This window comes from Amycolatopsis pithecellobii, assembly GCF_009707865.1.
GTDB classification, from domain to species: domain Bacteria; phylum Actinomycetota; class Actinomycetes; order Mycobacteriales; family Pseudonocardiaceae; genus Amycolatopsis_E; species Amycolatopsis_E pithecellobii.
This window is the reverse complement of record NZ_WMBA01000054.1, coordinates 18,207-34,265: the sequence shown is the minus strand read 5'-3', so window position 1 is coordinate 34,265 and position 16,059 is coordinate 18,207. Positions and strand designations below refer to the sequence as shown.

Sequence of the window (16,059 nt, the reverse complement as noted above, 5' to 3'; positions counted from 1 at the left end):
AGGAGGAACACATGGCACGCAAGAAACGACCAGAAGGCACCCGCCGACCGAATGGCGCATCGAGCATTTACCTCGGTCGCGATGGGAATTGGCACGGCTGGGTCACGATGGGTATTCGCGACGACGGCAAGCCTGATCGACGGCACGTCAAGCGAAAAGACGAAGGCGATGTAATCGAGGCCGTCCGCGAACTGGAGCAGCAGCGCGATAGCGGGAAGGTACGCAAGGCAGGCCGCGCGTGGACCGTTGAGAAATGGCTGGCCCATTGGGTTGAGAACATCGCCGCACCATCGGTCCGGAGAAATACTCTCGTTGGCTATCGAGCGGCCGTGTACGGCCACCTCATCCCTGGCGTCGGGGCACACCGAATCAACAAGTTGCAGCCCGAACACCTGGAGGCGCTTTACCGGAAGCTCGCCACGAAGAAAGGGAAGCACGGCAAGGTGTTGAAGCCCGCGACCATTCACCAGGCGCACCGGACGGTGCGGACGGCATTGGGCGAGGCAATGCGACGCGGGCACATCACCTCAAACCCAGCGGAAATCGCGCGGCCACCCCGAATTCCCGAGGAGGAGATTATCCCGTTCACGAAGGACGAGGCAGCACAGATTCTCCGTGCTTGCATGGAGCGTCGCAATGGGGTGCGATTCGTCATCGCGCTGACGCTCGGGCTTCGGAAAGGTGAGGCCCTGGGACTGCAATGGCGAGACGTAGATTTCAAAGCGCGGACGTTGGCCGTCCGCCGATCACTGCAGCCCGTGAAATGGACTCACGGATGCACACCGGACGAACCGTGCGGGCATCGGCACGCCGGGCACTGCCCGCAGCGACACGGCGGCGGTGCGATTCCGCAGGAAGTGAAATCACGCGCCGGACGACGGACCGTGGCGATGCCCGCGCCGATCGTGGCAGCCCTGCAGGAACACCAGCGGAACCAATGGGAGGAGAGGGAGAAGGCCGGGAACCTCTGGCATGACGAAGGGTGGGTGTTCGCGAGCCCGGTCGGCAAGCCGGTGCACCCGAGGACTGATCACGGGGAGTGGAAAGCACTACTGACGGCCGCTGGAGTGCGGAACGCCCGCCTGCACGACGCCCGGCATACGGCGGCGACGATGCTGCTCGTGCTCGGCGTGCCCGGCCGGGCCGTGATGGAGGTGATGGGCTGGAGCCACGTCGGCATGACATCCCGCTACCAGCACATGACGACCGAGCTGATGACCTCGATAGCAGACCAGATCGGCGGGCTCTTTTGGTCCGAGAACGACCAGGACGACGGAAATGGTGGCTCAGCAGGTCAGCCGGTCGCCGTATGAGTTCCCATGGCTCCTGCAATGGCAGGCCAGTCCGAACGGTTCGGGAGCCGGGCTTGCCTGGGCCGGCCAGTTAGATCACCCTGTAGCCCTGTAGAGGGCCGCGCTGCCGGGAGCAGCGTCGGTGCTACACCCGGCAGCTGGATCGGCTAATGCAATAGGTCAGACACGATGCTGATCAGCAGAATCAGCAGCCTGACGTACAGCGGAATCAGCTCGGAGAAGTTGGTCGCGCCAGGGCCGTTACCCCTGGCGCGACGCTTCTTCCGTCGCCGACCTCGGCGTTCCGAGTCCGTAGACACGGTGCCTCCTTTGGAAAGGCCTCGGGTCGAGGCGCTGTGCCCCGCCGCAACCGGTGTTGGCGGGACGGGAAACGGCTGCTTGCGCTTGTGGCGCTCCCAGCCGCACGCATCGTGAACCGCTCGGAAGGAGCAGCGCAAATAGCCCTGTTGACGCCATGGGGACAGGTTGTGGACAACCTGTGGAAAACCGCGCCTCGATGTGCACAAATCCATCCACATTTGATGGATAACTCATGCACAGTCACGAGTTTCCACAGGTCAACGGGTTCGTGCAGGTTGTGGAAAGACATGCATGTAACTCGTCGGCGTGTCGCGCCATTCCAGCATCTCGGGCGTGTCGCGGCGCCGTCGAATCGCGGCGCGCGGCGGACGCTCCCGCCATCGCCAGCGCTGCCTCTGGAGGAGAGTGCTCACCGGACCGCCACACGGGGAGAGGGGGCGGGCCGCACCCGGCTCTGACTACAGAGCCGGGTCGCGCTAGCCGGGGGCCCGCGAAGCGGAACGAGTGCAACCCAAACTGCAACCTCAGCGGGAGTATGTCGGGCAAGCACACATGCCTCACCCAGCATATCCGCTGGTCAACCAAGCGGAAGCGGAGGGATTTGAACCCCCGGTAGGTTTCCCTACGCTCGCTTTCAAGGCGAGTGCATTCGGCCGCTCTGCCACGCTTCCCTTACCCGCAAGCCTATCCCGTCACTCCGGCAGCGCCGTCAGGTGTTCGAGGACCCGGGAGAACACCGTGCCCATCACTGCCTGCTCTTCGGGGGTCAGCAGGTCGATCAAGTGCTGCCGCACGCCTGCCACATGTGTGGGCGCCGCGACCTTGAGCACATCCTCACCGGCCGGGGTCAGTTCCGCGATGACGCCGCGCTTATCCTCGGGGTCGGGCACGCGCCGCACCAGGCCATCTGCCTCCATGCGGCCCACCTGGTGTGACAGCCGGCTCTTCGTCGCGCCCAGATCCGCCGCCAGGTCTGTCATGCGGCGCCGGCCGTCGGGGTACAGCTGCAACACCACGAGCACCTCGTAGTCGGCCAATGACACCTGGTGCGCATCGCTCAGTTCACGGTGCAACCGCTGCCGCAGCCGCAACCCGGCCACCACGTACGACCGCCAGGCTTCCTGCTCACTGTCGGACAGCCAGCGCACTTCAGCCATCCCAGGAGGCTACTGCTTCATCAACAACGGCCGACCGGCCCATCGCAGTGACCCGTATGTGCGATAACGGAACGGTTGAGACCGAAGCTCCAAAGGCGCATCCTGGAGGTATCGGAGGACGAGCTCCGTGGCACGGGCACCACCCCGGTGCATCCTGCGGGCCCCGTCCCCGGGGAAGGTCAGGTGGTTCAGTGGCGAAAGATTCTCCGCGGTTGACTGCCGGCTGTGGGCCCACGACCGGGATGCGGTGAACCCCAGCCCAGTCGCGACGTGAGCAGCCCGGGTGTCAACTACATGCGCTCGACGCATACGGCGGGGCTCTGGCCTGCCTCGGTGCTTCCTCCGTGAGCACCGGCAGAGCGAAACTCGCCGGCCCGAGAAGCAGCCAACCGCCCATCAGTGACAACCTCGGTAACCCCGGGTGCGGCCCCGCGCCGCACCCGGCTTTTTGTCGGTACTCTTCCGCACCGTGAGGTTCGACGACGACGCTGGGCTCGACACATCCGAGGTTTCCGATCTGCGTGGCGGCGGTGGTGGCGGAGGCATCGGTTCCCGCGTCGCACTCGGCGGTGGTGGGCTCGGCGTGGTGGGCGTGCTCATCTACTTCGTACTCAGCCAACTCGGCGGCACCAGCCCCGCCAGCAGCGACGTCAGCCTCGGCCGGCTGCAGTCAGGGCAGCAGGTCAGCAACAGCACCCTCGCCCAGGAATGCCGCACCGGCGCCGACGCCAACCGCAACCACGACTGCGCTACCGTCGCCGTCATCAACTCCGTCCAGGACTACTGGACCGACCAGTTCGCCCGCTCCGGCCGCACCTACCGCAAGGCCACCACGAACTTCTTCAACGGCAGCGTCCGCACCGGCTGCGGCGGCGCGACCTCGGACACCGGCCCCTTCTACTGCCCCGCCGACTCCGAGGTCTACATCGACCTGTCCTTCTTCAACGAGCTGCAATCCCGCTTCGGCGCCGCGGGCGGGCCGTTCGCCGAGGCGTACGTGCTCGCCCACGAGTACGGCCACCACGTGCAGAACCTCCTCGGCACCTCCAACCGCGTCGGCACCGGCACCGGCCCCACCTCCGGTTCCGTGCGGCTGGAACTGCAGGCCGACTGCTACGCCGGGGTCTGGGGCAAGCACGCCACCACCACCCCGTCGTCCAGCGGGAAACCCCTGATCACCGACGTCACCTCCGAAGACGTGCGACGCGCCCTCGACACCGCGTCCCGCATCGGGGACGACTACATCCAGCGCAACCTCGGCAACGGCCGCGTCGACAACTCGCAGTTCACCCACGGCACCTCGGCGCAACGCGAAAAGTGGTTCAACACCGGCTTTTCCACCGGCGACCCCGCGCGCTGTGACACCTTCGGCGCCCGCGACCTCGGCTAGCGTTACTGTCGGCCCATGTATGCGATCACCGCTCGCGAACCCGGCGGCGCCGAGGTGCTGACCTGGACGGAAGTGCCCGATCCCGAGCCCGGCCGCGGCGAGGTGCTCATCGACGTCGCCGCCAGTGCCGTCAACCGTGCCGATCTGTTGCAGCGTCAGGGTTTCTATCCGCCTCCGCCCGGCGCCGGCGACATCCTCGGGCTGGAATGCTCGGGCACCATCGCCGCCCTCGGTGACGACGTCGAAGGCTGGCAGGTCGGCGACGAGGTGTGCGCGCTGCTTTCCGGCGGCGGATACGCGGAGAAGGTCGTCGTCCCCGCCGTCCAGCTGCTGCCGATCCCGGCCGAAGTCGGCCTCGTGACCGCCGCGGCGCTGCCCGAGGTCGCCTGCACCGTGTGGTCCAACGTCGTGTTGATCGCGCATCTCACCGAGGGCGAAGTGTTGCTCGCGCACGGTGGCGCCGGCGGAATCGGCACGCACGCCATCCAGGTCGGCAAGGCACTCGGCGCGACGGTCGCGGTGACCGCGGGTTCCGCCGAGCGGCTCGAACGCTGCGCGCAACTGGGTGCGGACATCACGATCAACTACCGCGAACAGGATTTCGTCGACATGCTGCGCAGGACCACCGGCGGCGCCGACGTCATCCTCGACAACATGGGTGCGTCCTATTTGGACCGGAACATCGACGCGCTGGCCCCGAACGGCCGGGTGGCGATCATCGGTATGCAAGGCGGCACCAAGACCGAGTTCAACCTCGGCAAGCTGATGGCCAAGCGCGCCAGCGTCTCCGGCACCACACTGCGTGCGCGGCCGGTGGCGGAGAAGGGCGAGATCGTCGCCGCGGTCCGCGAATCCCTGTGGCCGCTGGTGGAACAGGGCACGGTGCAACCCATCGTCGGTCAGGTCGTGCCGATGGCCGAAGCCGCGGACGCGCACCGCGCGCTCGAAGAGGGCGGCGTGTTCGGCAAGATCCTGCTCACCGCCAAGGGTTAGCCGAGTTCTTCCAGCGCCCGCACCAGCTGGTTGACCTCGAAGACGTTCGAGTAGTGGGCGAGGCCGATGCGCACCGCGCCGCCGACCTCGCCCACCCCGAGTGCCGCGAACACGCCGCTCGTCCCGTCGTCGGCGAAGGCACACAACCCTTGTGTGGCAAGGTGATCCGCGATTTCGGGGGCCTTCTTGCCCGCGATGGCGAATGCGAGCGCGGGGATCCGGCGCATGGCGTCACCGATGACCGTCACCTGCGGCAGCGCCCGCAGTTCCGTGGTCAGCTGGGTGAGCAGCCCGGCGTGATAGGACTTCGCCGAGCCGAGCGAGGTCACCAGCCGTTCGCGCCGTGAACCGGTGGCGGCGTCGTCGAGTCCGGCGAGGTAGTCGATCGACGCGATCAGCCCGGCCAGCAACGGATATGCGTGCGGCCCCAGTTCCAGCCGGGCCGGGCCGCGCACGTCGGGGTCGAGCGAAGCCGAGGGCAGACGCTCGATCAGCTCCGGGTCGCGAAAGGCGAGCGCGCCCACCGCGGGCCCGCCCCACGCCTGCGCGGACACCACGATCACGTCGGCACCCAGCTCCGGCAGATCGAGCGGCACGAACGGCGCCGCGTATGAGGCGTCCACCACGACGGTCGCGCCCACCCGCTTCGCGAACTCCACCACCGTCGGCACGTCGGGCCGGGTGCCGACCGAGCCCGACGCGGCGGTGATCGCGACCGCCTTGGTGTGCGCCGAAACGAGGTTTTCGTACTGCCAGGCGGGCAGTTCGCAGTTTTCGATGTCGATCTCGCCCCAGCGCACGATCGCGCCGACGCGTTTCGCGGCGCGCAGCCACGGCACGAGGTTCGCGTGCTCGTCGAGCCGCGACACGATGACCTCGTCACCCAGCTGCCAGCGTTCGCTCATCGCGTCGGCCAGCCTGCGCAACAGCACGGCGGCGCTCGGACCGAGCACGACACCGGCCGGGTCGGTGCCGACGAGGTCGGCCACTGCCCGGCGGGCCGCGGTCACTATGCTCTCCGCGCGCTGGGATGCCGGGAACGCGCCGCCGGGTCCGGAGACCGGGGCACGCATCGCCGTCGACACGGCCGAGGCCACCTGTTCGGGTACCAACATTCCGGTCGGGCCGTCGAAGTGGATCCAGCCGTCACCCAGCGCGGGAAACAACCCACGAATTCGAGCGACGTCGAACGCCATGCGCACACGGTACGGAGAGGTAGTTTCGCTGCGCGTTCGGGGTTGACATATGGCCCGCCCTGCCGCGGCATGGGGACTAGGCTCGTCGTTGTCGCCTCAGCGCAGTCAGGCCGACACCCGAGCCCATGGATGGAGACATGACGGAGCCCAACCACTTCACCAACCAGCCGGACGAGCAAGCCCAGCACGTGCTGGTCGTCGGTCCCGACGGTGCCCCGGTAGGCACGGCGAAGATGCCGGGGACGGACGAGGAAGCCCAGGGATCGGTCGGTGACCTGGTCGAAGAGCCGGCCAAAGTGATGCGCATCGGCACGATGATCAAGCAGCTGCTCGAGGAAGTCCGGGCCGCACCGCTGGACGACGCGAGCCGTACCCGCCTGCGCGAAATCCACCAGACCTCGGTCAAGGAGCTGGAGCAGGCGCTCGCGCCGGAGCTGCAGAGCGAGCTGGAACGCCTGGTGCAGCCGTTCACCGACGACTCGACGCCGTCGGACGCCGAGCTGCGCATCGCGCAGGCGCAGCTGGTCGGCTGGCTGGAAGGGCTGTTCCACGGCATCCAGACCGCGTTGTTCGCGCAGCAGATGGCCGCCCGGGTGCAGCTGGAACAGATGCGCCGTGGCCTTCCGCCCGGTGCTTCCGCCGGACGCGGCGACGGTCCCAACCCCGGTATCAGCGGCACCGGTCAGTACCTCTGACGCGGCGGCCGATCACCGGGACGTCGGGACGCGCTGGTCATGCGGGGTTGCCCGCCCAGGGCGGGCCCCCGCACCCCAGGTCGCTACCCTGAGCAGGTGCATGCCACCAGCACGGTCGACAAGGCCAATGATCCCGCGACGGACAGCCTGCGGCGCGTCCCGCCATCGGCGAACAGCCGCGCTTTCGCGCGCGCGATCGGGGATATCCGCGAAGGGTTTTCGCAGCGCGAGCTGTGGAGCCACCTCGGCTGGCAGGACATCAAGCAGCGTTACCGCCGCTCGGTGATCGGCCCGTTCTGGATCACGATCAGCCAGGGTGTCATCTCGCTCGGCCTCGGCTTGCTCTACTCGCAGTTGTTCGGCCTGCACATCCAGACGTTCCTGCCCTACATCGCCACCGGTTTCATCGTCTGGGGCTTCATCGCCGGCTGCCTCGCCGAGGGCATGGAGACGTTCATCGCGAACGAGGGCCTGATCAAGCAGATCCGGGCTCCGTTGACGGTATACGCGCTACGCACGGTGTGGCGACAGACGCTCATGTTCGCGCACAACATCATCGTCGTCGCCGTCATCGTGGCGATCTTCTTCGGCAGCCTGAGCCATCCGTACGACCTGAACCACGGGGCGTGCCAGGCCGGCGACACGGTGATCTGCCACCCCGGCCTCGGCTGGTACTCCTTCAGCGCGATCCCGGCGTTCCTCGTGCTGGCACTCAACGCCTGGTGGGTCACCCTGCTGCTGGGCATCATCTCCACCCGCTACCGGGACATCCCGCAGGTGATCAACTCGCTGATCCAGTTGCTGTTCTATATGACCCCGATCGTCTGGCCGATCGACCAGCTCTACGGCCACGGCTCCCGCGCCGCCATGGCAAGCTGGGTGGTGCCGATCGTGCACCTCAACCCCTTCTACCACTTCGTCCAGATCCTGCGCGCCCCGCTGATCGGGCAGGCCGTGAGCATCGGCAGCTGGCTCGTCGTCATCGGCATCACGATCGTCGGCTGGCTGCTCGCGCTCGTCGCGCTGCGCAACTACCGTGCCCGCGTCTCCTACTGGGTGTGAGAAGAGAACATGGTCAGCATTGACGTACAGAACGCCTACGTCGATTTCCCCATTTTCGACGCGAAAACCCGCTCGCTGAAGAAGCAGGTGCTCGGCAAGGTGGGCGGCAAGATCGGCACCGAAAGCCGGGTGCCGGTGATCGAGGCCCTGCAGGACGTGTCGCTGTCGCTGTCCGACGGTGACCGGGTCGGGCTGGTCGGGCACAACGGCGCCGGGAAATCCACGCTGCTGCGGCTGCTTTCCGGGATCTACGAGCCCACCCGGGGTACCGCCCACGTCGAGGGCAAGGTCGCGCCGGTGTTCGACCTCGGCATCGGCATGGACCCGGAGATCTCCGGCTACGAGAACATCATGATCCGCGGCCTCTTCCTCGGCATGACCCGCAAGCAGATGGAAAAGCGGGTCGACGACATCGCCGAATTCACCGAGCTCGGTGACTACCTGCAGATGCCGCTGCGGACCTACTCGACCGGTATGCGGGTGCGGCTCGCGCTCGGCGTCGTCACCACGATCGACCCGGAGATCCTCATCCTCGACGAGGGCATCGGCGCGGTCGACGCGGCATTCCTGAACAAGGCCCGCGACCGGCTCGTGGACCTGGTGCGGCGCTCCGGTCTGCTGGTCTTCGCCTCGCACGCCGACGATCTGCTGCTGGAGCTGTGCACGACGGCCATCTGGATGGACGAGGGCCGGATGCGGATGGCAGGTTCCCTGCGGGACGTCCTCACCGCGTACAAGGGCCGTGACCCGTACGAGAGCATCAGCGCCGAGACCGCCCAGCGGATCGGGGCCGAGCGCGTGGTGACCGGCAAAGGCGGCGAGTGAGCATGAGCAGTCCCGAGCAGGCGCCGCTGCCCCAGGGCGCCGTGGTGGCCGTCGTCGTCACCAGGCACCGGCGTGATCTGCTCGCGGACTCGTTGAAGGTGATCGCCGCGCAGACACGCCCGGTCGATCATCTTGTGGTCGTGGACAACGGACCTGACCAGCCCGCGCGCTCGGTCGTCGAGACGTACCCGCTGCCGTTCACCTACCTGCCGTCGCACCGGAATCTCGGCGGTGCCGGCGGGTTCGCCCTCGGCATGCTGCACGCGCTGGCACTCGGCGCGGACTGGGTGTGGCTCGCCGACGACGACGGCAGGCCCGCGGACGAGAACGTGCTCGAGGTGTTGCTGGGCGAGGCGGAAAAGCGTGGCCTGGCCGAGATTTCGCCGATGGTGACGAACATCGAGTCGCCGTCGAAACTGGCTTTCCCGTTGCGGCGTGGGCTGTCTTGGAAACGATCATCGGCCGAGCTGGGGAAAGATTTCCTGCCCGGCATCGCGTCGCTGTTCAACGGCGCCCTGTTCCGGGCTTCGGCGCTCGATGTGGTCGGCGTGCCGGACCTGCGGCTGTTCTTCCGCGGCGACGAGGTCGAGGTGCACCGGCGGCTTGTGCGATCGGGCCTGCCGTTCGGCACCTCGTTGAAGGCGTCGTACCTGCACCCGGACGGCTCGGACGAGTTCAAACCGATGCTCGGCGGGCGGTTCCACGCGCAGGACCCGGAGAACGAGGTCAAGCGGTACTACACGTATCGCAACCGCGGGTACCTGTTGTCCCAACCGGGAATGCGCAAGATCGGCGCACTCGAAGTGATCAGGTTCGGCCTCTACTTCGTTGGCGTGAAGCGGGATCCGAAGGCTTTCCGCCAATGGTTGAAGCTCGTCCGGCAGGGCCGGCGGGAAAGGTTTTTCCGTTACTGACGTACTGAGTACGTGAAAACGGAAGGTCGCTGCCCGGGCCGGAAATTCCTCTTGCTATTTTTCCCCTCAGGGGTCGCCACTTTTTCGAGGTGAGGTCGGTTGGCCCTGCTCCACCGGCACAGTTGACCGCACTTGGCGAATCGGAGGGGATGCGATCCATGTCTCGGCCCTTGAGCAGACCTTTTGAGCTGCAGGACGAGGTCGGTATCGGGATCACGGGTGACGGCCTGCTCGATGAGCGGGAACGCGGCCTGGTGACAGGCGCGGCGAACTACTACTCGTTCGTCTTTCCCGGCCGCACGCTGCGGTTCACCGTGGTCCGGGGCCCGGGCAACACACCCCCGTCGCTCACCGCGGACCACTCTCGCCACATCGGGTGGCTTTTCGACCGGAACACGGTCGGCACGCTGGTGGTGCGCAGCCTGGTACCCAACGGGGACGTGCCCGCGCCGAACGATCTGATCGACCTCGTCACCGACGTGGGCGGCGGACCCGAACCCATCGACAAATGGGCGCAACTCGGTGGCCGGCTGGGTGCGGTGCGCCGCGCACTGCGGTTCACCCGGCCGATCGAGTACGACCTGCTGCGACAGGCGCGCACCGACTACGAGCAGCGCAAGGCCACGGCCAAGCCGCTGCCCCGCCGGCAGGGCGTTCCGCTCACCCGTGCCGTCACGACGCCGGTCCGTGGCACGACCCCGGCGGTGCTGTTCGCGTTGCACTGGCTCGAACTCGGCGGGGCGGAACGGTGGGCGCTCGACACCATCCAGCTCGCCAAAGAGGCCGGCCTCGTGCCGATCGTGATCACCGACCGCGCCTCGCCGCATCCGTGGATCACGCGGCCGGAGCTGGCGGGCGCGGTGGTGGTACCGATGACGCACCCGATCACCCTCGGGCACGATTCCGCCCTGCTCAACGGCATCTTCGCCGCGTATGACGTCCGCGGTATTCACGTGCACCACAACACCTGGATGTACGACCGGCTGCCGTGGATCAAGTCGGTCCGGCCGGACATTCCCGTGGTCGACTCGCTGCACATTCTCGAATGGCGCACCGGCGGTTTCGTCGACCATTCGGTGATCATGTCGGATCTGATCGACGTCCATCACGTGATCTCGCCGCATCTGCGGGACTATCTGACCGGCAAGCACGGGATCGCCGCGGACAAGGTGGCGCTCTCCACGCTCGCCAACCTGACCACCACGGACTTCCCCCGTGCCGTGGACCGCGAGGACAAGGGGAGCGGGCGGTTCACCGTCACCTACGTCGCGCGATATCACCAGCAGAAGCGGCCGTATCTGTTCCTCAAGCTCGCGGCCGAACTGAAAAAGGCCGGGGGCGACCGCTTCCGGTTCATCATGCACGGCGACGGTGAGCTGGCCCGGGAAGTGCATTCGCTACGCGCCCGTTACGGGCTGACGGACGTCTTGGAGCTGCGTGGCACGGACAAGCCCGTGCCCGCCACTCTCGCGGAATCCGACGTCATGGTCATCACGTCGGAGAACGAGGGCCTGTCGCTGACCTCGTTCGAGGCGACGGCCGCCGGGGTCACGGTGGTCTCCACCGACGTCGGTTCGCAGAGTTCCATCGTCGCCAAAGACCTGCTGTGCCCGCGGCACCCGTACCCGTTCATCAGCGCGGCGGTCCGGTCCATCACCGAGATGGCCTCGTCGCCGGACCGCCACAAGCGGTGGTTCGACGAGCAGGTCGAAAAGGCGGAGGCGTTGAAGCGACTCCCCCACGCGAAGGAATGGGCGCAGGAGACCTACCGGAAATGGAGCAAGTCGTGACCAGCGTCGCCGCCGTCATCGTCACCTACAACCGCGCGGCCAAGCTCGCGCAGGTCGTGAAGCACGTGCTGGCCCAGACCCAGCGGCCGGACTGGGTGATCGTCGTCGACAACGCCTCGACGGACAACACCGCCGAAACACTGCGGCCCTACGAGGCGGACGGCTCGCTCACCGTGCTGCGACTGGCGGAGAACACCGGCGGCGCAGGCGGGTTCTCCGCCGGCATGACCAAGGCCTACGAGCTGGGCGCGGATTTCGTCTGGATCATGGACGACGACTGCTATCCCGACGCCAACGCGCTCGAGGAGCTGTTGAAAGGCTTGGAAACCACCGAGCGAGAGCTCGACTTCAAGCCGTCGTTCGCCTGTTCCGTGGTCACCTGGACCGACGGCAACATCTGCGAAATGAACAACCCGGGCACGACGTGGGACTGGGGCCGGCTGCTCGCCCGGGGGCACCAGGTCGTCCTGGTCAACCACTGCTCGTTCGTCTCGGTGCTGATTCCGCGCTGGGCGATCACCCGTTTCGGGCTGCCGCTCAAGGAATACTTCATCTGGTTCGACGACATGGAGTACACGCTGCGCATCGCCGGCGCGGCGCCCGGTGTGCAGGTGCTGAGCAGCACGGTGGTGCACGACCTCGGCGCGAACCTCGGTGTGAACTTCGGTCAGATCGAGTCGGGCAACATGTGGAAGTACGAGTACGGCATCCGCAATGAGGCGTCGTACCGCCTGCACCACGAGGGATTCATCGCATTCGTTGCCTTCGCCCGGCGGCTGGTGAAGATGATGGCCGAGGGACACGTGTCCCGTTCCTTGCGGATCCGCGCCATCCGCGCGCTGCTGCGGGGCGTCAAGTTCGACCCGAGACCCGAGTTCCCCCGATCGGTGCTGTGAGCACGGCGGTGGCCGCGGATACCGGTACTCCCAAGGGATCCGGTATCCGCACCGGCGTCGTCGTCGCCGTCGTGAGCGCCGTCGGGGTGGCCGCGGCCTGCGTGTTCTTGTTGGTACGCAACAGCATTGTCGACGACGCCTACATCACTTTGAGCTACGCCAAGAATCTGGCGTTCCACCTGCACTGGGGTCTCACTCCCGGGCACACCGCCAACACGGCGACCTCACCGCTGAACGTGCTGACCCAGGGGCTGCTCACAGCCATCCTGCGCCGGCCGATCGTGGCGTTGGGCGCCTTGTTCGTACTGTCACACATGGCCATGGCCTACGGATTGGTCCGGACCAGTTCGAGGCTGCGGCTGCCGGTTTGGAGCGCCCTGCTCGGATCCGCGCTCGTGCTGTTCAACCCGTTGTTGAACTCCGCTGTCGGCCTGGAGATCGCGCTCAGCGGAGGACTGCTGGCGTTGCTCCTGATGGCGGCCGTCGAAGCGCGTCCCGTCTGGTTCGGCATCCTCGCCGGCCTCGTCGTGTTGACTCGGATCGACCTCGCGATCGTCGTTTTGGTGCTGTTCCTGGGTTTTCCGCGGCTACGCCTGGCGTGGTGGCGCATCGTGGTGTCCGCGCTCGCGGTGGCGCTCCCGTGGTGGATCTGCAGCTGGATCCTCCTCGGCTCCGCGGTCCCGGATACCTTGCTGATCAAGGCGACCCTCAGCGCACAGCAGCCCCAGTTGGCGTTCGCCGAGGGACCGCTGAACATGTACCGGGGTTTCCCGGCGATGGCCGCGCTGTCCTTCCTCCCGGCGATGCTGGGATTCGTCGCGCTGCTGGTCTGCCTCGCCCGTTGGGTGCGAAATCGCTTCGGCTCCGGCGAAAACCGCGCGTGGCCAGGGTTCGCCCCGGTGGTCCTGCTGGGTATCGGCGGCGTGCTGCACTATGCGATGTATTCGCTGCTCAACGCTCCGCTCTTCCACTGGTACTACAGCTGGACCATCATCTCGCTGACCTACCTGCTGGCTCTTTCCCTCGGAGCGCTGGCGGCGAAGACCCAGCAGCCTGTGAGGTTCCGTGCGTGGGCGGTTCCCGGTGTAGTCGTGGCACTCGTCGCGGCGGCCCAAGTGGGATACGACGTCCAGCACGGCATTCCCTGGCAACAGGGCGCGTACAACGGCAATGCGGGCACCCCGGCCGAGTACGCGGCGGTCGGGATCGGGATCAAACCGTTGGTAGGTAATCATCCCGTGCGCTCGCCCGGTGAGGTCGGCACCATCGCGTACTTCTGCGAATGCGAACTGCTGGACGAACTGTCCGACCGCGGCATCGCGGTCTCGATTCTCCGTCGGCAGGAACAAACTCGCGGCCCGATCGTGCGGGCATTACTCGATCTGAACTTCCATTTCCTCGACAAGAACCTCGAACCGACGCCGGTCGACTACGAGATCGCCTACCGCAAGACCAGGCCGGAGAACGTGCCCAACTGGCCGGTGACGGGACCGGCGTGGATCGGCAACGGTTACGACGCGCTCGTCCCGGCCCGGTGAGGGAGCCTCAGCACGCGAGCCGGTACAGCTTGTGTGGGCCGTCCTCCGCCAGCACCTGGAAACCGGGCTTTCCGGCCGGGTCGGCGAAGCCGGGATATTTCTGCCGTTCGGCGTCGGTCGGCCAGAACGTGCCGTCGCCGATCAGCAGGTAACCCACGCCGATGCGAACCGCTTCGTGGCACACCTGGGGATTCGTGCCGGCCTCGTCGAGGTGACCCGCGAGGTACCACTGCACCGGTGACGTGGCGGTGCCCAGATGCGGGAACAGGGTCCGGCGGTCCGCCAGCGCCCACAACAACGTGCTGCCGTCCCAAGGATTTCCCGCGACGATGGCGTCGCGCGGGATCAACGGCTGGACTCTTGCGAAGAAGGCCTGCGTGCGGGAATCGACCAGCCGGCCCTCCGAGTTGGCACCCGTCAGTGCGTCGACACCGCGGAACCGCAGGGCCGACGCGTGCCCGCCCACATACAGGCCCTTGCTGAGCAGGAGCAACGCGACCATGGTGGCCGCGAGCTTGAGCGCGAACCGGGGCGCCGGCCACCGCCGGGCGAGGTACAACACCCCGGCAACCGCCAGCGGTACGGCGGTGACCGGGATGGCGGCCCCGAGCCGGTAGGCGTCGTTGTACCAGTAGCCGGTGAACAGCTGAGTATCCGGCCGGTTCATGGCCGCCGCCATGACGAACAAGGCACCGGAGATCGCCCAGCCGCCGACCACCCACCGCAGTTCCGGCTGGCGCCCACAGCGCGCGACGCCGACGAGAACGACCACCGAAAGGGCCCAGAGCGCGTGGAAACCGTTGGTGCCGTTGGGTCCGGTGGTCGCATTGAGCATGACCTGACCGACCGCCTGCGCCGGGCTCTCGAACGCCGGCCACGGGTTCGTCCTCACGTTGGCCAGTAACGGCGTGGTGGCCACGAACCACCAGCCCAGCCCGAAAACGACCAGTGCCACGGCGATTTCGGCGGCGGCACGCCAGTTCCGCAGCCGGGCCGCGCGGCGCCTCAGAGCGATTCCGGCCGGGAAAACGGAAAGCACGACGAGCGTGAAGTCCACATTGGTCTCGGCGAAGGCACCGGCGACCAGGACCGTGGCCAGCATGAACCAGGCGCGCGGCCGGCCGACGACATCGTCGCGAGCCAGTCCGCAGACCGACAGGACCATCGCGAGTCCCGCCGGGGCGAGCGCCAGTGCCATCAGGTTCGGCCACAGCACCCCGAAAGCCAGGAAACCCCAAGGGAAAGCGGTGAAGCCGACGCTGAGCAGTCCGGTGACGGCCAAGGCCGCCCTGGACGGGCCGAAGATCTGCCGCACCAAAAGTAGGCAGGACAGCGGCCACACCACGACGGCGACGACGAGCGACATCATGTTCGTGGCCAGCGGGATGTTCGCGCCCGTGGCCAGCACGACCAGTGACGTCAGGTCGTGCCAGGCCGCCGGGTAAAACAGGCCGAGCACACCCGTGACGCTCTGCGCGACATCCGGCGAACCGAGGCCGTTCATGGTCATCGAGGACGCGTTGCGGCTGTCGAGGATGTAGGCGACCGCGTTGTAGTGGAAGACCGCGTCGAAGGTCTGGGACAGCTGATCGGGCCTGCGCAAGCCGAGCGCCAGAGTCAGGGCACCGAGCAGCACCGCGGGCACCAGTCCGGCGAACGCCACCCGCGTGAGGTGCCCGGGATCGGCGGCCTTACCGGGAAAGCGCCGCCGCAGCGCGAAAGCGAGCAGACTCACCGCCCCGGCGACGGTGAAGCATCCGACGATCGCCAGTGGCAACGACCACGCGATCCCCACGGCCCCGGCGAGCACGGCCAGCACCGAGACCGTCGCGACCGATGTGGCGGGCGCGGCGCCCCAGGCCGCGATGCCCCGCAGGCCGAGGCCGTAGGCGAGCAACAGACCGGGCCCCAATAGCCAGCCGGCGGCAACCAGCAGGATCGGCACGGCCATCAGCCAGCTCACCACAGTCACCCTCCCGCCACCACGCTC

General features: G+C 67.2%; 13 protein-coding genes and 1 tRNA gene. 10 read left to right on the top strand and 4 right to left on the bottom strand.

The annotated features are described in order from the left end of the window. The first annotated feature begins 11 nt into the window (after positions 1–11). The gene (locus GKO32_RS28080; RefSeq protein ID WP_154759916.1) at positions 12–1,313 is read left to right on the top strand and encodes a tyrosine-type recombinase/integrase; all 1,302 of its coding nucleotides are present in this window, start codon (positions 12–14) and stop codon (positions 1,311–1,313) included. An 886-nt stretch (positions 1,314–2,199) separates the two neighbouring features. Here the strand turns inward: GKO32_RS28080 and GKO32_RS28075 are convergent. Together GKO32_RS28075 and GKO32_RS28070 are read right to left on the bottom strand one after the other, a co-directional pair. Continuing rightward, positions 2,200–2,284: transfer RNA gene (locus tag GKO32_RS28075), tRNA-Ser, on the bottom strand. A gap of 21 nt (positions 2,285–2,305) precedes the next feature. Then, positions 2,306–2,770, bottom strand: a complete 465-nt coding sequence (locus GKO32_RS28070; RefSeq protein WP_154759915.1) for a MarR family winged helix-turn-helix transcriptional regulator — start codon at positions 2,768–2,770, stop codon at positions 2,306–2,308. A 469-nt stretch (positions 2,771–3,239) separates the two neighbouring features. On the opposite strand from GKO32_RS28070, the gene ypfJ reads away from it, so the two are divergent. Further along, entirely contained in the window at positions 3,240–4,160 is a 921-nt protein-coding gene (gene ypfJ / locus GKO32_RS28065; RefSeq protein ID WP_312868656.1) for a KPN_02809 family neutral zinc metallopeptidase, read from the top strand. Between the two features lie 15 nt (positions 4,161–4,175). Next, a complete protein-coding gene (locus GKO32_RS28060; RefSeq protein WP_154759914.1) occupies positions 4,176–5,153 on the top strand; it encodes an NAD(P)H-quinone oxidoreductase in 978 nt (325 codons plus the stop codon). Here GKO32_RS28060 and GKO32_RS28055 read toward each other — a convergent pair. Further along, positions 5,150–6,349 (bottom strand): cysteine desulfurase-like protein, encoded by a 1,200-nt coding sequence (locus GKO32_RS28055; protein ID WP_154759913.1) that lies wholly within the window; start codon positions 6,347–6,349, stop codon positions 5,150–5,152. The two genes, GKO32_RS28060 and GKO32_RS28055, sit on opposite strands and share 4 nt — an antisense overlap. 137 nt (positions 6,350–6,486) lie before the next feature. Here GKO32_RS28055 and GKO32_RS28050 point away from each other — a divergent pair, with 137 nt between their 5' ends. The 7 genes from GKO32_RS28050 (at position 6,487) to GKO32_RS28020 (ending at position 14,069) form a co-directional block, all read left to right on the top strand. Continuing rightward, positions 6,487–7,044, top strand: coding sequence for a bacterial proteasome activator family protein (locus GKO32_RS28050; RefSeq protein ID WP_166459758.1), 558 nt, complete (start codon positions 6,487–6,489; stop codon positions 7,042–7,044). A 96-nt stretch (positions 7,045–7,140) separates the two neighbouring features. Beyond that, positions 7,141–8,106, top strand: coding sequence for a galactan export ABC transporter permease subunit Wzm/RfbD (gene wzm / locus GKO32_RS28045; RefSeq protein ID WP_312868655.1), 966 nt, complete (start codon positions 7,141–7,143; stop codon positions 8,104–8,106). A 9-nt stretch (positions 8,107–8,115) separates the two neighbouring features. Next, positions 8,116–8,931: a galactan export ABC transporter ATP-binding subunit Wzt/RfbE gene (wzt, locus tag GKO32_RS28040; protein WP_154759910.1), complete on the top strand. Its 816-nt coding sequence runs from the start codon at positions 8,116–8,118 to the stop codon at positions 8,929–8,931. Positions 8,932–8,933: 2 nt separating this feature from the next. After that, complete coding sequence (glfT1, locus tag GKO32_RS28035; RefSeq protein ID WP_154759909.1) at positions 8,934–9,845, top strand: galactofuranosyltransferase GlfT1; 912 nt, start codon at positions 8,934–8,936, stop codon at positions 9,843–9,845. 170 nt (positions 9,846–10,015) lie between these two features. After that, the gene (locus GKO32_RS28030) at positions 10,016–11,635 is read left to right on the top strand and encodes a glycosyltransferase (protein WP_246244796.1); all 1,620 of its coding nucleotides are present in this window, start codon (positions 10,016–10,018) and stop codon (positions 11,633–11,635) included. Then, on the top strand, positions 11,632–12,531 hold the full coding sequence (locus GKO32_RS28025) for a glycosyltransferase family 2 protein (RefSeq protein WP_312868654.1): 900 nt from the start codon (positions 11,632–11,634) through the stop codon (positions 12,529–12,531). Before GKO32_RS28030 ends, GKO32_RS28025 begins: the two co-directional genes overlap by 4 nt. After that, the gene (locus GKO32_RS28020) at positions 12,528–14,069 is read left to right on the top strand and encodes a hypothetical protein (RefSeq protein ID WP_154759907.1); all 1,542 of its coding nucleotides are present in this window, start codon (positions 12,528–12,530) and stop codon (positions 14,067–14,069) included. The genes GKO32_RS28025 and GKO32_RS28020 overlap by 4 nt, the downstream gene beginning before the upstream one ends. Positions 14,070–14,076: 7 nt before the next feature. Here the strand turns inward: GKO32_RS28020 and GKO32_RS28015 are convergent, their stop codons facing one another. After that, complete coding sequence (locus tag GKO32_RS28015) at positions 14,077–16,032, bottom strand: DUF6541 family protein (protein ID WP_154759906.1); 1,956 nt, start codon at positions 16,030–16,032, stop codon at positions 14,077–14,079. Positions 16,033–16,059: the final 27 nt, after the last annotated feature.